The organism is Glutamicibacter protophormiae (assembly GCF_014647495.1).
In the GTDB taxonomy this organism is placed as follows: domain Bacteria; phylum Actinomycetota; class Actinomycetes; order Actinomycetales; family Micrococcaceae; genus Glutamicibacter; species Glutamicibacter protophormiae.
Genome location: NZ_BMPH01000003.1, coordinates 337,898 through 353,090 on the forward strand (window position 1 = coordinate 337,898; position 15,193 = coordinate 353,090).

The 15,193-nt window shown below is 63.1% G+C and carries 14 protein-coding genes; 9 read left to right on the top strand and 5 right to left on the bottom strand.

Going from position 1 to position 15,193, the window contains the following annotated elements; translation table 11 throughout:
- The first annotated feature begins 19 nt into the window (after positions 1–19).
- Positions 20–1,219, top strand: coding sequence for a phosphatidate cytidylyltransferase (locus IEY43_RS18130; RefSeq protein WP_229777291.1), 1,200 nt, complete (start codon positions 20–22; stop codon positions 1,217–1,219).
- 151 nt (positions 1,220–1,370) lie between these two features.
- Positions 1,371–1,943, top strand: a complete 573-nt coding sequence (locus IEY43_RS06000; protein ID WP_188947694.1) for a DivIVA domain-containing protein — start codon at positions 1,371–1,373, stop codon at positions 1,941–1,943.
- Between the two features lie 108 nt (positions 1,944–2,051).
- On the opposite strand, the gene IEY43_RS06005 is transcribed toward IEY43_RS06000, so the two are convergent.
- From IEY43_RS06005 to IEY43_RS06020, 4 genes are read right to left on the bottom strand one after another with little or no spacing between them, the layout of a single operon-like run.
- The gene (locus tag IEY43_RS06005) at positions 2,052–3,476 is read right to left on the bottom strand and encodes a sodium/solute symporter (RefSeq protein WP_188947746.1); all 1,425 of its coding nucleotides are present in this window, start codon (positions 3,474–3,476) and stop codon (positions 2,052–2,054) included.
- A 43-nt stretch (positions 3,477–3,519) separates the two neighbouring features.
- Entirely contained in the window at positions 3,520–3,912 is a 393-nt protein-coding gene (locus tag IEY43_RS06010) for a hypothetical protein (protein WP_188947695.1), read from the bottom strand.
- Positions 3,913–3,927: 15 nt separating this feature from the next.
- Positions 3,928–4,644, bottom strand: a complete 717-nt coding sequence (locus tag IEY43_RS06015; RefSeq protein ID WP_188947696.1) for a LytR/AlgR family response regulator transcription factor — start codon at positions 4,642–4,644, stop codon at positions 3,928–3,930.
- A 49-nt stretch (positions 4,645–4,693) separates the two neighbouring features.
- On the bottom strand, positions 4,694–5,875 hold the full coding sequence (locus IEY43_RS06020) for a sensor histidine kinase (protein ID WP_188947697.1): 1,182 nt from the start codon (positions 5,873–5,875) through the stop codon (positions 4,694–4,696).
- 211 nt (positions 5,876–6,086) lie between these two features.
- Here IEY43_RS06020 and IEY43_RS06025 point away from each other — a divergent pair, with 211 nt between their 5' ends.
- On the top strand, positions 6,087–6,434 hold the full coding sequence (locus tag IEY43_RS06025; protein ID WP_188947698.1) for a DUF485 domain-containing protein: 348 nt from the start codon (positions 6,087–6,089) through the stop codon (positions 6,432–6,434).
- Positions 6,435–6,445: 11 nt separating this feature from the next.
- Positions 6,446–8,053 carry a monocarboxylic acid transporter gene (locus IEY43_RS06030; protein ID WP_374189855.1) on the top strand — a complete coding sequence of 536 codons (1,608 nt, stop codon included), beginning with the start codon at positions 6,446–6,448 and terminating at the stop codon, positions 8,051–8,053.
- Positions 8,054–8,131: 78 nt separating this feature from the next.
- Here the strand turns inward: IEY43_RS06030 and IEY43_RS06035 are convergent, their stop codons facing one another.
- A complete protein-coding gene (locus IEY43_RS06035) occupies positions 8,132–8,602 on the bottom strand; it encodes an Lrp/AsnC family transcriptional regulator (RefSeq protein ID WP_188947700.1) in 471 nt (156 codons plus the stop codon).
- A gap of 150 nt (positions 8,603–8,752) precedes the next feature.
- On the opposite strand from IEY43_RS06035, the gene pdhA reads away from it, so the two are divergent.
- The 5 genes from pdhA to IEY43_RS06060 all read left to right on the top strand — a co-directional run bounded on the left by pdhA (position 8,753) and on the right by IEY43_RS06060 (position 15,156).
- Positions 8,753–9,871 carry a pyruvate dehydrogenase (acetyl-transferring) E1 component subunit alpha gene (gene pdhA / locus IEY43_RS06040; RefSeq protein ID WP_188947701.1) on the top strand — a complete coding sequence of 373 codons (1,119 nt, stop codon included), beginning with the start codon at positions 8,753–8,755 and terminating at the stop codon, positions 9,869–9,871.
- On the top strand, positions 9,871–10,872 hold the full coding sequence (locus tag IEY43_RS06045; RefSeq protein WP_188947702.1) for an alpha-ketoacid dehydrogenase subunit beta: 1,002 nt from the start codon (positions 9,871–9,873) through the stop codon (positions 10,870–10,872). Before pdhA ends, IEY43_RS06045 begins: the two co-directional genes overlap by 1 nt.
- A complete protein-coding gene (locus IEY43_RS06050; RefSeq protein ID WP_188947703.1) occupies positions 10,872–12,197 on the top strand; it encodes a dihydrolipoamide acetyltransferase family protein in 1,326 nt (441 codons plus the stop codon). The genes IEY43_RS06045 and IEY43_RS06050 overlap by 1 nt, the downstream gene beginning before the upstream one ends.
- A gap of 196 nt (positions 12,198–12,393) precedes the next feature.
- The gene (locus IEY43_RS06055; RefSeq protein ID WP_188947704.1) at positions 12,394–14,040 is read left to right on the top strand and encodes a peptide ABC transporter substrate-binding protein; all 1,647 of its coding nucleotides are present in this window, start codon (positions 12,394–12,396) and stop codon (positions 14,038–14,040) included.
- Between the two features lie 189 nt (positions 14,041–14,229).
- Positions 14,230–15,156 carry an ABC transporter permease gene (locus IEY43_RS06060; protein ID WP_188947705.1) on the top strand — a complete coding sequence of 309 codons (927 nt, stop codon included), beginning with the start codon at positions 14,230–14,232 and terminating at the stop codon, positions 15,154–15,156.
- The last annotated feature ends 37 nt before the right edge of the window (positions 15,157–15,193 follow it).

Here is a 15,193-nt window from a genome sequence, read left to right on the forward strand (position 1 = left end):
GGCTTCGGCGGTGCCCTCAGTGGCATCCGGTGAAGCCAAACCCCTGACCCGCCGCGAGGCGCGAGCCCTGCAGGAAGCCCAGCAGAAGGAAGCCAAGCGCCGCGGCGCGAAGCCTGCCGCGCAGGAACCCGAGGCAACGGGTCCGCAGCCGGAGATTGAACCGGTTCCGGCGGCCCCTGGCGCCGCGGTGGACTCGCAACAGGCCAAGGAGCGTGCCAAGGCGGCCTTCACCGCAGAGGACCGTTCACCGGTTCCTCCCGAGGAGCTCAAGGTCGAAGGGCCTGCCGAGCACCCTCCGGTCAGCGAAACCAAGGACCTTGCCGAAACCGGTGAACCGGATGCCGCCCGTGCGGCGGTGCCGACCGAACTGCTGGTGGGTGCGCCGGCCGAACCCAAGAAGTCGCGGGCCGGGCGCAACCTTCCGGCCGCTATCGGCGTCGGCCTCGTGATGCTCGGCCTGGTGCTGGCTGGCCTGTTCCTCTTCGAGCCGCTGCTGGTGGGGCTGATCGTGGTCCTGGCCGGGGTCGGCAGCTGGGAAGTCGCCCGGGCCACCACCCATGCCAAGACCTCGGTGCCATTGGTTCCGCTCTTCCTGGCCTCTGCGATGCTGCCCGTCAGCGCGATCTGGGGTGGCCTGGAAGCCGTGGGCTTCACCTACATGATCTGTTTGGTCATCGCACTGCTGGTGCGGTTGACGGAGGGGCTCAAGGGGGCCGCGGCCTCGGTGATGAGCAGCGTGTTCATCATCAGCTGGGTCCCGCTGCTGTTGTCCTTCGCGCTGCTGATCCTCGAAGAACCCAACGGCCAGTGGCTGATCGCCACGATCCTGCTGCTGGCGGTCAGCAATGACACCTTCGGCTATATCGTCGGGGTGCTGTTCGGCAAGCATCCCATGGCCCCGAAGATTTCGCCCAAGAAGTCCTGGGAGGGCTTCGCCGGGTCGATGCTCGGATCCATGGCGGTCGGCGCCTTGGCCATGCATTTCTGGCTGGACATGCCATGGTGGACCGGCGTGATCCTGGCATTCTTCACCACGATCGCGGCCACCACCGGAGACTTCTCGGAATCCATGATCAAGCGTGAGCTGGGCATCAAGGACATGAGCAACTTGCTGCCGGGGCATGGCGGCATCATGGACCGACTGGACTCGGTGGTCTTCGTCGTCCCGCTCGGCTACCTGATTTCCCACCTGCTGACGTGGAGCGTTTCCCTGCAATAATCCGCAACGCCGGCGCGGTGTGATCCTTTCCCATGGATGGCACCCGCCGGTGTGGCTTTTAACCCATGCCTCGGCTCACCCCATAGAATAACTAGGGATCACGGATCGCCTCGATCCGCCCCTGACTTTATCGAGAGAAGAAGGAACAGTCGTGTCGCAGCAGCAAGATGCTCCGTTTTCCCGGGTCCCGGATTCGGAATTCGGCTACAACGTCAAGCAGGTTGATGCGTTTCTCAGCCGCGCCCGTGCCACCTTCAACGGCGGCGGCAACGACGACAGCGTGGTCACCAGCCACCTGATCCGCCGCACGACCTTCGCCCCGCAGAAGGGCGGCTACCAGGCCCGCGAGGTCGACGGTGCCCTGGACCGCCTGGAAGACGTCTTCGCCAAGCGCGAGCGCGACGACCTGATCGCCCACCAGGGCGAGGAAGTCTGGCTGCAGCAGGTTGGCCGGCTGGCGGCGATCCTGCGTGGCCGCCTGCACAGAGCCAAGGGGGAACGCTTCCGCCGCCCCTCGCGCACCAACGCTTCGAGCTATAACGTCGAAGACGTGGACCGCTTATGCGACCAGCTGATCGACTACTTCGAGAAGGACGTGCCGATGGCCGTGGACACCGTACGTCGTGTGGAGTTCCGCTCTGCCACCGGCACGGAGGGATACGAGGAATCCCAGGTCGACGCGTTCCTCGACCGCGTGGTTGAGCTGATGGCTTCGATCGACTAGCACGGCACAGTTTCACAGGCCGCCGCATGCCCGGTTCCTACCGGGCAGGCGGCGGCCTGTTGCATCGCTGCGTGGGCTGTGGGCAATGGTCCACGCCGGCGAAGCGGCTCAGAAGACCGAGTCGCGGTCCGGGACATGCAGCCGGGCCATGATGCGGTCCGTGTTGGATGGGATGCTGCGCGCGGTGGCCCGGGAGACCGCGATCATCACCACGAACGCCAGCGGGACGCTCCAGGCCGCCGGCTGGCGAAGCATGTGGAACCACAGCGCATCGACTTCCGACAGCAGGCTGGAGACGATCAGCGACAGGCCGCAGGCGATCGCACCGGCCAGCATGCCGGCAATGGCGCCGCGGGCGGTGAGCGAGCGCCACCAGATTCCCAGCAGCAGCAACGGGCAGATGGTCGAGGCAGTGAACGCGAAGACGTTGCCGATGGCTCCGGCCAGCGCCAGGGAACTGGTCACCACGGCGATGAACACCGGCAGTGCGGTGGCCAGCACGGTGGAGATGCGGAAGCCCCGCACGGTTCCGGCAAAGAATTCCTGGGACAGCGCCCCGGCCAGCGAGACCACCAGCCCGGAGGTGGTCGACAGGAACGCGGCGAAGGCGCCGCCGACCACGATCGCGGTCAGCGCGTCGCCGAGGAACCCGTCCAGCACCGCCGAGGGCAGCAGCAGCACCGTGGCGTCGCTCTCCGCGCTGCCGCCCAGCTGCGGGGTGTAGAGCAGTCCCAGCACGCCGAGGGTGGTGGGCAGCAGGTAGAACACCGAGAGCAAGCCCAGCACGATCACTGTCGTGGAACGCGCCGCCTGCCCGGTGGGATTGGTGTAGAAGCGCACCAGCACGTGGGGCAGTCCCAACGTGCCGAAGAGCAGGGCGAGGATGATGGAGATGGTCTCGTACAGGTTCAGCCCGGCCACCGCTTCGAGCTGCGTCGCGATGCTTTCAAGGCGCGCGGTGCTGGACTGTTCGGGAATCACCTGGATGAGCAGGAAGATCGTGGGAATCACGAGTGCGGCCAGCTTGAACCAGTACTGGAAGGCCTGGACAAAGGTCACCGAACGCATGCCGCCGGAGACCACCGTGATGCACACGACCGCAGCCACGATCACCGGGCCGAGCCAACCTGGCAGGCCGGTGGCGATCGAGAGGGTCAGCGCCGCCCCGTGCATCTGCGGAACGATATACAACCAGCAGATCACCACCACCAGGTAAGTGGTGATCTTGCGCAGCGACTTGGATTCCTCGAAACGGATCTGGGCGAAGTCGGGAATCGTGTAGGCCTGCGAGCGTCGCAGCGGCGCCGCGACGAACAGCAGCAGCATCAGATAGCCGGCGGTGTACCCGATGGGGAACCAGAGCCCCGACTGCCCGGAGAGCACAATCAGCCCGGCCACACCCAGGAACGAGGCGGCCGAAAGGTATTCGCCGCCGATGGCCGAGGCATTCCACCATGGGCGCACCGTGCGGCTGGCCACGTAGAAATCGCTGGTGGTGCGCGAAAGGCGCAGCCCGTGGAAGGCGATCAGCATGGTGGTCACGCACACCACGACCAGGGCCAGGGCGGAAAGCAGATTAATCACGGCTGATGCTCCGGTAGCGTTTCTCGTTGCGTGCCGCGGCGCCGTTGAACAGCATGCCGGCCACGATGATCAGCGGATAGATCCCCACTCCGAGAATCCACCAGGGCAAGGGGATATGCCACAGGGCGAATTCATAGACCGCCGGCCAGAAGGCGAGCAGCGCGCTGATCCCCACGAGCATGGTCAGCAGGCCGGCGGCCACGGCGCAGGCCAGCCGCAGCTGGGAGCGGATCAGCTGCTGGACGTAGAATTCCTGGGCCGTGTGCTCGGGCTTGGCCGTGGCAATGGTCAGCGAGGCATCCTGCGGAGCTTGGACGCGCACCCGCTGCGGGCGCTGCTCGGCAAATCGTCCGGGCAGGGGAGCCTCCGGGGAGTCGCGCTTCACGGAATCACGCCGTACCTAGAGCGGTCGGACGCGGTTGGCTGCCAGGCGTTCGCGCAGGTAGGGCAGTGCGCGCCGGGAGATGGGAAGCTCGGTCCCGTTGACCAGCACTGCCGCCTTTCCGGTCTGCAGCCGGACATTTTCGATCTTGTCCATGCTCACCAGGTAGGAGCGGTGGATGCGCACGTAGCCCGATTCCGCCCACTGCTGCTCCAGATCGTTCAGCGGGACGCGGATCAGGTAGCTGGATTCCTTGGTATGCAGGCGGGCGTAGTCGCCCTGCGCCTGGACATAGGCGATGTCGCCGCGGGGGATGAGCTTGGTGATGCCGCCCTGGTCCACGGTGATCATTTCGGGCTTGGACGGGGCTTCTTCCACCAGCTCGCACAGGCGCCGCACGGACTCGGCCAGGCGCTGCGGGCGGATGGGCTTCAGCACGTAGTCGACGGCGGCGAGTTCGAAGGCTTCCAACGCCTGGTCTTCGTCGGCGGTCACGAAGACCACCAAGGGCGGATTGGCGAAGCGGGAGATGACCCGGGCGATATCCAGGCCGGACAGCGCGGGCATGTGGATGTCGAGGAAGAGGGCGTCCACTTCGTTTTCCTCCAGCGCCTTCAACGCGGCGGCACCAGACGTTGCACGGTGGATTTTCCCGATTCGGGAGTCCTGGCTCAGAAGGAACGCGATTTCTTCCACCGCAGGAAGTTCGTCGTCGGCGACAACCACATTAATCATGAATTGATTCTATCGTTTTTGTTTCGTTTACCTTGGGGCATTTCAGATTTCATTCGTTTATCGAACCCTTGCCCGGGGCCAGGAACTTCGGGATGCGCAGGGTGATCTGGGTGCCGGCCCCCGGCGCGGTGTCGATGATCAGCCCGTTCGAATTGCCATAGAGCTGGCGAAGACGCACGTCAACGTTGCGCAGCCCCACATGCATGTTGACGGTGGTGCCTGCCAGCACGCTGGCCAGTTGCTCCGGATCCATGCCCACGCCGTCGTCCTCGACGCTGATGACCGCATGCATGCCGTCTTCGGTGGCGGTGATGGAGATAACCCCGCCGTCGGGCCTGGCCTCCAGCCCGTGGCGCACCGCGTTCTCCACCAGCGGCTGCAGCGAGAGGAACGGGATCTTGGTCGGGAGCACCTCCGGGGCGATCTGCAATGACACCCGGATGCGGTCGCCGAAGCGGGCCTTTTCAAGCAGCAGGTAGCGGTCGATGGCCTCCAACTCTTCGGCCAGGGTGGTGAATTCCCCGCGGCGGCGGAAGGAATAGCGGGTGAAATCCGCGAACTCGATCACCAGCTCACGGGCGCGGGCGGGATCCGTGTTGATGAAGGAAGCGATGGCGTTCAACGAGTTGTAGATGAAGTGGGGGGAAATCTGCGCCCGCAGCGCCCGCATCTGGGCTTCGAGCAGCATTGCCTTGTTTTCATCCAGCTGGGCGGTGGAGACCTGCGCGGAGACGAAGACGGCCACCTCGGAGACGGCGCGGACGAATCCGGCTCCGGCCCGCGGGCTCAGAGCGGTCACGGTTCCCACCGGCTGGTCTCCCACCATGATCGGAGCCGCCACGAAATCCTGGCCGGAGAGCCGTTTCACCTGGGTTTTGCCGGTAGCCAGGACGGTGGCGAAGGCTTCCGACGCCTGCTCTTCGAGGTCCGCGGTGAACTCGATGCCGGCGTCCGTGGCAAGAATGTGGCGGGTATCGGAGATCAGCAGGACCGGGCAGTTCAGCAGCTTGCGCAGCGCCTTGGTGCTCTTGGCGGCGCCTTCCACGGTCAGTCCGCGTTCCAGGTGCGGAACGGCGACGGACATGTGGTGAAGGGTGGTGAAGGTCGCTTCATCCGCGTCAGTCCCCATCTCCTTGGTCGAACGGGAGATCTTGAATCCGAAATACCCGATGACGGCAATGCCGACCGTCACGATGGTGACGATGAGGGTGATCTGCAGGGCTGGGGACATATATCAATCCTAAGGTCACGACCCGCAGGCCGACCGCTTGTCGCCGCCGAATGCGCCGTTGGGCGCAGGTTTTGCTCCGTTGAGCCATGCTCCGATCCAAACCCCTAGTCGGAGACGAAAGTTTCGCAGATAGTGAACTTAGTCACAGTAACGATGTGCCTTGCATCACATCAAGTTTCAATCATCCAACCACCCGCACAAGGAGGGCATCATGAGTGCCAATCCCCACCACAATGTCGAAGGCGACATTGATTTCGTGGCGGAGAGCAAGTCGGAGGAATTTCAGGAACTGCGCCGCACCCACCGCAGCTTCGTATTCCCAATGGCTATCTTCTTCCTGGTCTGGTATTTCGCCTACGTTCTTTTGGCTGACTACTTCCACGACTTCATGTCCATCAAGGTCCTGGGCAATATCAACATGGGTATCTTCCTGGGCCTGCTGCAGTTCGTGTCCACTTTCGCTATCACTGCGGCCTACGTGAGCTTCTCCAACAAGAAGCTCGACCCCAAGGCCACCAAGATCCGTGAGCGTCTGGAGAACCAGGGAGCAGATCAGTGAACAACCTAACCATCCTTGCGGCGGCGGCTGAGAAGACCACCGTCGGCAACCCGCTGGTGAATATCGCCATCTTCGTCGCCTTTGTCGGCGTCACCCTGGTGATCGTGCTGCGAGCCAGCAAGAACAACAAGACCGCCGCAGACTACTATGCCGGCGGGCGCTCCTTCACCGGGACCCAGAACGGCACCGCCATCGCCGGCGACTACCTGTCGGCGGCATCCTTCCTGGGCATTGTCGGCGCCATCGCCATCAACGGCTACGATGGCTTCCTGTACTCCATCGGCTTCCTCGTCGCCTGGCTGGTCGCTCTGCTGCTGGTGGCCGAGCTGCTGCGCAACACCGGCAAGTTCACCATGGCCGATGTGCTTTCCTTCCGCCTGCGGCAGCGTCCCGTGCGCATCGCCGCGGCGATCTCCACCCTCGCGGTGTGCGTGTTCTACCTGCTGGCGCAGATGGCCGGCGCCGGTGCGCTGGTGTCACTGCTGCTGGGCATCGACAGCCGTGCAGGCCAGTCACTGGTGATCGTCATCGTCGGCGCGCTGATGATCCTGTACGTACTGATCGGCGGAATGAAGGGCACCACCTGGGTGCAGATCATCAAGGCCTGCCTGCTCATCGCCGGCGCGCTGATCATGACCATCTGGACCCTGGCGATGTTCGGATTCAACTTCTCCGAGCTGCTGGGCAAGGCCGCCGAGGTGGCAGGCAACCCCGAGATCCTGAACCCGGGCATGCAGTACGGCAAGTCCGAAACCTCCAAGCTCGACTTCATCTCCCTGGCGCTGGCCCTGGTGCTCGGCACCGCCGGCCTGCCGCACGTGCTGATGCGCTTCTACACCGTGCCAACCGCCAAGGAAGCACGCAAGTCGGTCGTCTGGGCCATCTGGCTGATCGGTGCCTTCTACCTGTTCACCCTGGTCCTCGGCTTCGGCGCCGGTGCCCTGATCGGCCCGGACAAGATCAAGGCCGCCCCGGGCGGCGTGAACTCCGCGGCACCGCTGCTGGCCTACGAACTGGGCGGCACCCTGCTGCTGGGCCTGATTTCCGCAGTGGCCTTCGCAACCATCCTGGCCGTGGTGGCTGGCCTGACCATCACCGCAGCCGCATCCTTCGCCCACGATGTCTACGCATCGGTCATTTCCAAGGGCAAGAGCACCCCGGAGAAGGAAATGAAGGTTGCCCGCCGCACCGTCCTGGTCATCGGCGTCTTCGCAATCGCCGGCGGCATCGGCGCCCAGGGCCAGAACGTCGCCTTCCTGGTGGCGCTGGCCTTCGCGGTGGCCGCCTCGGCCAACCTGCCGACCATCCTCTACTCGCTGTTCTGGAAGGGCTTCAAGACCCGCGGTGCAGTCTGGTCGATGTACGGCGGCCTGGGCTCGGCCATCCTGCTGATCATCTTCTCGCCGGTCTTCTCCGGCGCGGAGACCTCCATGATCCCGAGCATCGACATCTCGATCTTCCCGCTGGCCAACCCCGGCATCGTCTCCATCCCGCTGGCATTCCTGCTCGGCTGGCTGGGCTCGATCACCGATCCGGGAACCGAGGATCCGAAGAAGGCGGCGGAAATGGAAGTTCGCTCGCTGACCGGTGTCGGTGCCGAGAAGGCAGTCGACCACTAGGAAAATTGAATAGCTGAACCAAGCAGCTGGGGACCGATTCGCGTGAATCGGTCCCCAGCTGCTTTTGCGGCGCCCGGATCAGGAGCTGCGCAGCGAATGCTCCAGCAGCCGGGTGGTGCGGTAGGGGACCAGCTCGGCCATCGACAGCGCCGAATCGGCGCGGTTGACCCCTTCTATATGCAGGAGCTGGCCATGGACCCTGAAAAGTTCTTCGGCGTCCTTGGCGGCAACCCGCACCAGGATGTCCGCCGAGCCGGTCAGGCCGTGCGCTTCGAGTACTTCCGGGATCTGTTCCAGCTTGGCGGCGATGTCTTCCAGATGGCGCTGGTCCACATGCAGTTCGACGAAGGACAGCAGCCCGTAGCCCAGGGACTGCGCGGGGATGCGCCGGTCGAGCGAATCCAGGACCTCGTTCTCCAGCCGGGTGATGCGTGTTTGCACAGTATTGCGGCCCAGGCCCAGCGTGGCTGCCACGGCCGAGGCGGTCCGCTTGGCCGCGGTGGACAGGGCAAGCAGGATGCGGCGGTCCGTTTGGTCTAGTAGCTGCATAATGAGCACGTTAGCACTGAAAGCGGAGGGCGAACAGTGCATTTTGCCCTAATTCGAATCTGGCCATTGTGCAATCTGCGTCGCGTGAGTAGCATCACATTAAGCCCGAAGTGTGAAACTACCTCGGGCGCCGACTACGCGAGAGTAAGGATGCTGATCGTGTCCACCAAGCACATCGATGTAGCCGCAGAGTGCATACCTACGCACCAGCTGCTGAACGTCGCCGGGGAACGAGTCCCGGATCGAGAACTAGACCATTACGTCGCCAAGCTGACCGAGTCGGACTTGGCGGATTTCCTGCGGGACATGGTTGTCCTGCGGAGGCTGGATAACGAAGCGACAGCCCTGCAGCGCCAGGGCGAGCTGGGCCTGTGGGCCCCGCTGCTCGGACAGGAAGCCGCGCAGATCGGTTCGGTGCGCGCCACCCGCGATTCCGATTTCATCTTCCCCTCCTACCGCGAGCACGGCGTGGCCTGGGCCCGTGGTGTGAAGGCCGAAGACCTCCTCAGCGTCTGGCGCGGAGCACAGTCCAGCGGATGGAACCCCAACGAGGTCAACATCGCCTGCCAGCAGATCGTCATCGGCGCGCAGACCCTGCACGCCGCCGGCTACGGCATGGGCATCAAGTTCGATGGAACCGACGACGTGGCCATCACCTACTTCGGCGACGGCGCCACCAGCCAGGGGGATGTCAGCGAGGCCATGGTCTTCGCCGCCAGCTACCAGGCGCCGGTGCTGTTCTTCTGCCAGAACAACCAGTGGGCCATTTCCGAGCCGGTGGCGCTGCAGAGCCGCACCCAGATCGCCGACCGTGCCCAGGGCTTCGGATTGAAGACCTGGCGCGTGGACGGCAACGACATCCTGGCCGTCTACGCCGCAACCCAGGCCGCTTTGGCCCACTGCCGCAACGGGCTGGGCCCGACATTCATCGAAGCCGTCACCTACCGCATGGGCTCGCACACCACCGCCGACGACCCGACCCGCTACCGCAAGCCCGACGAGCTGGAGCAGTGGAAAGCCAAGGATCCGATCGACCGCCTGGTGAAGTACCTGCACGTGATCGGCGCCGACGTCCAGTCCTATGAGCAGCGCGCGCAGAACGCCGCCGACGAGCTGGCCGCGCAGCTGCGCGCCGCCATCACCGCGATGCCTGACCCCGCCGTGGACGAACTATTCGACAACGTCTATTCCGAGGCGCATGAACCCAGCGTCCGGGCACGTGAGGGATACCTCGGCTACCTGGCGGAGTTCGAGGGGGAGGGACACTGATGGCCACCACCATGCTCAAGGCGCTGAACCAGTCGCTGCGCGATGCGTTGACCGAGGACGAGAAAGTGGTCCTGCTCGGCGAGGACATCGGAACCCTCGGCGGAGTGTTCCGCGTCACCGACGGACTGAAGAAGGAATTCGGCGAGCACCGGGTCGTCGACACCCCGCTGGCAGAGTCCGGCATCGTGGGCACCGCCATCGGCTTGGCCTACCGCGGCTACCGGCCGGTGGTGGAGATCCAGTTTGACGGTTTCACCTATCCTGCCTTCGACCAGCTGGTCTCCCAGCTGGCCAAGCTGCACTACCGTTCGCGCGGACGGGTGAAGATGCCCGTGACCGTGCGCATTCCCTATGGCGGCGGCATCGGTTCACCCGAGCACCACAGCGAATCCCCGGAAGCCTACTTCGCCCACACCGCGGGCCTGCGCGTTTTCGCACCCTCCAGCGTGCAGGATGCCTATACGATGCTGCGCCAAGCCATCGCGAGCGACGATCCGGTGATCTACTTCGAGCCCAAGCGCCGCTATCACGAGAAGGCAGAAGTCGAGCTGGCCACGCCGGAGAACGACTCCTCGCCGAAGGCCAAGGTCCTGCGCGCCGGCGACGACGTGACGGTCGTGGGGTACGGCCCGACCACCTACACGCTCATGGATGCGGCGCAGGCCGCAGAGGACGAAGGCGTCAGCCTGGAAGTCATCGACCTGCGCAGCCTGGACCCACTGGATATCGACACGGTCGCGGAATCGGTGAAGCGCACCGGCAAGCTCGTGGTGGTCCACGAGGCCAGCCGCACCAGCGGGCTGGGGGCGGAGATCTGCGCCCAGATCACCGAGACCTGCTTCGACTACCTGGAGCACGCCCCGCTGCGGGTCACGGGCTTCGACGTCCCCTACCCGCCGTCCCGGCTTGAAAGCCACCACCTGCCAGATCTCGACAGGGTGATGCATGCGGTCGACACCGTGATGCGCCACCACGAGGCAACCGAAGGAGCTGCCAAGTGATGACCGCCCAAACTTTCAAGCTGCCGGACCTCGGCGAAGGGCTGACTGAGTCCGAGGTGCTGAACTGGAAAATCAAGGTCGGCGAGCACGTCAGCCTGAACCAGATCATTGCCGAGGTGGAAACCGCCAAGGCGGTGGTTGAGCTTCCCTCGCCCTTCGCGGGCATCGTGCAGAAGCTGCATGCCGACGAGGGCCAGGTGGTCCCCGTGGGAGGTCCCCTGGTGACCTTCGACGACCATCCGGTAGATGCCCAGGGCCAGGACGGGACAGACCCCGGCGCCGGGTCCCCGGGGGAGAAAGGCGGCGCCGCCGAGCGGACACCGACGCTGGTGGGCTACGGTGCTCCGGCCGCCAGCGGAAAGCGTCCAGCACGCCGCGGCCGCGGCAAGTCGGTTGCCGCCGGCAGCGCTGCTGATGATGCAAACCCGGCCTCCGTGCCGGAAGCGGCGTGGTCCACCGTGGCGCGCAGCACGCCACCGGTCCGCAAGCTCGCCCGCGACCACGGCATCGACATTGCCGAGGTGAAGGGCAGCGGGCCCGACGGCCTGGTGCTGCGCCGCGATATCGAAGCCCTCTTCAGCTCTCCTGCGGAACCCGCGGCGGAACCACTGCCGATTGCCGGGAATGGTCAGACCCGGATCAAGATCAGCGCCATGCGAAGGGCTACCGCCAAGGCCATGGTGCAGTCGGCGTTCACCGCGCCGCATGCCACCGAGTTCTTGACGGTCGATGTCACGAAGTCGTTGGAGCTGATCGACAAGCTCCGCGCCCGACGCGAATTCAGGGACCTGAAGCTGAATATCACCTCGCTGACGGCCCTAGTGGTATCACGCCTGCTGCTGAACTTCCCCAGCGTCAATGCGCGCTGGGACGGCGAGAACGATGAAATCATCCAATTCGCGGACGTGAATCTCGGTATGGCGGTCGCCAGTGAGCGCGGACTACTTGTCCCCGTGCTCAAACAGGCGCAGAATAAGCCACTAACATTGCTGGCCGCTGAATTGACCGAGCTCATCGGTCATGCGAGGGCTGGAAGCCTGACCGCGTCACAGCTGTCCGGCGGTACTTTCTCGATTACCAACGTTGGGGTGTTCGGCGTCGATGCCGGTACACCTATTCTGCCTCCGGGGCAGACGGGGATTCTTGCCTTAGGCCAAGTCAAGCCTAGGCCTTGGGAATACCGAGGGGAAGTAGCACTACGGCATACCTCGACGCTGGCCTTGTCCTTCGACCACAGGGTCGTGGATGGCAAGGAAGCCAGCGAGTTACTTGCCGGTATCGGTGCCGTCCTTGAGGACCCTGGAATGATGAACTTTTTTCTTTGATCATCTCTAACAATTGACTTGTGATCATATTGTAAGTTCGAGTGACTAAAAGATTATCAAGCACTACTTTCACGATTATTCATTGGTTGTTTCGCAATCTTTGATGTAATCTCATTCACTAAGTGCTATAGCTCACGCTATACCGCACGGCTCCGCGAATTGCGGAAGCAGCAACGAACTGTTGAGGAGAAATAGGATGCGATTCTCGCACGCATCGAAGGCCGTGGCTCTGTCCGCTGCCCTGGCGTTGACCCTGTCGGCATGTGGCGGCGGCTCGTCTGAAACCCCTGAGGGTAGCGGCGACGCCCAGGCAGGCGACACTTCATACATTGTTTCGGCAAATACCACCGAACCACAGAACGGCCTGCTGCCGGCTAACACCAACGAAGTTGGTGGCGGCCGCGTCATGGATCTGATCTTCACCGGCCTGGTGAGCTACACCGCCGATGGTAAGACCCAGAATGAGCTGGCCGAGTCGATCGAAACCACCGACTCCCAGAACTACACCATCAAGATCAAGTCCGGCCAGACCTTCTCCGATGGTTCGCCGGTGACCGCTGCTTCGTTCGTGGATGCCTGGAACTTCGGTGCTGCCGCAAAGAACGCCCAGCTCAACGCATACTTCTTCGAGTCCATCAAGGGCTATGACAAGGTCAGCGCCGAGAAGGCGACCGAGGATAAGATGGAAGGCCTGAAGGTCGTGGATGACACTACCTTCACCGTCGAACTGTCCCAGCCCGAGTCCGACTTCCCGCTGCGTTTGGGATACACCGCCTTCATGCCACTGCCTGAGGCAGCATTCGAGGATCCCAAGGCCTTCGGCGAAAAGCCGGTTGGCAACGGTCCTTACACGCTGGCCGAGTGGAACCACGACGTCAACCTGAAGCTGGATGTCAACGAGAGCTACGACGGCCCTCGCAAGGCCCAGAACGGCGGTATCGATTTCAAGGTCTACCAGTCGACTGACTCGGCATACCAGGATCTAATTTCCGGCAACTTGGATGTCCTGGACCAGGTTCCGCCAAGCCAGCTGGCTTCTTACCAGAGCGACCTGGGTGACCGTTCAGTCAACTCGCCATACGCAGGCAACGCAACCATCACCATCCCAGGCTACTTGGATCACTTCAAGCAGGGCGAAGAGGGCAACCTCCGACGTGCCGCAATCTCGCAGGCTATCGACCGCCAGCTGATCATCGACAAGGTGTACCAGGGCGGCAAGGTTATCGCCAAGGACTTCACCGCACCGGTTATCGATGGCTACTCCGACAGCATTCCGGGTAGCGAGGTGCTGACTTTCAACGCCGAGGCCGCCAAGAAGGCTTGGGCCGACGCAGATGCCATCTCGAAGTGGGATGCAGATGCAGAACTGTCCATCGGCTACAACGTTGACGGCGCTGGCAACAAGGAATACGTCGAGGCTGTCGTCAACCAGCTGAAGAACAATCTGGGCATCAACGCTGTGGCCAAGCCATACAGCTCCTTCAAGGAACTGCGTGAGCAGGTCACCGAGCGCAAGATGACCGGCGGCTTCCGAACCGGCTGGCAGGCCGACTACCCATCGCTGTACAACTTCCTCGGCGCCCTCTACGGCACCGGCGCAGGCTCCAACGATGGCGACTACTCGAACAAAGAGTTCGACGCCAAGCTGAAGGAAGGCCTCGCCGCGACCGATCCTGCTGCAGGTGCCGAGATCTTCAACCAGGCCCAGGAAATCCTGATGAAGGACCTTCCTGCCATCCCGCTGTGGTACCAGGCTGTTCAGGGCGGCTGGAGCGAAAACGTCTCCAACGTCGAATTCGGCTGGAACGGTGTCCCGCTGTACAACGAGATCACCGGCAAGTAATTACGCTCGGCGTTTAGCCTGATCAAAGGCTAGATTAGCTGGCAACAACGTCAAGGGAGACCCGTAACAACCAGGGTCTCCCTTTGGCGTGTCTGTCCTGCCTCGCAAAAAAATAACGTCGGATAATCTCCGACGGAAAGAGGAAATAATGGCCAAGCGCCCTCTCGTGTCTCGAGGTGAGATGCAAGCATGTTAAGTTTTACCCTCAAGCGTATTGCGCAGCTGATTCCGGTATTCATCGGCGCAACGTTGCTGGTGTACTTCCTGGTCTTCGCGACCCCCGGCGACCCGATCGCGGCACTGTCCGGTGGCAAGCCGATGACCCCGGCGACCGAAGCAGCGCTTCGTGCACAATACAATCTCGACCAGCCATTTTGGATCCAGTACGGTTTGTATCTGAAGAACTTGGTCACTTTCGACCTCGGCATGTCGTTCTCGGGCCAGCCAGTGGCCGACCTTCTTGGACGAGCCTTCCCCGTAACTGCTCGTCTAGCGATACTCGCGTTGTTGATTGAAGGCGTATTCGGCATCATCTTCGGCGTGATTGCCGGTATGCGCAAGGGCAAGTTCTTTGACTCGACCATTCTGGTTGCTTCGCTGATTGTCATCGCCGTGCCTACCTTCGTGCTCGGCTTCGTCTTGCAGTTCGTCATCGGGGTGAAGCTTGAGTGGGCTAAGCCCACAGTTTCCGGCGCTGCCACGTGGAGTGAACTCATTCTTCCCGCCATGGTTCTGGGTTTGGTGTCGCTGGCCTATGTCATCCGCCTTACCCGTACCTCGGTCATCGAAAACAAGAGCGCGGACTACGTGCGCACCGCTACGGCCAAGGGCTTGAGCCGCAACCGTGTGGTGCGTGTCCACGTCCTGCGCAACTCGCTCATTCCCGTGGTGACCTTCCTTGGCGCTGACCTCGGATCGCTCATGGGCGGCGCCATCGTGACCGAGGGTATCTTCAACGTCCCCGGCGTCGGAAACCTTTTGTATCGAGCAATCCTCAAGGGCGAGACGCCAACCGTTGTCGCCGTGGTCGGTGTCCTGGTGATCGTGTTCGTGCTCGCCAACCTGATCGTGGATATGTTGTACGCCCTGCTTGACCCGAGGATCCGTTATGCCTGAGAACCAGAACTTTAATTCAGAGGCCGGCCTGCCCGTC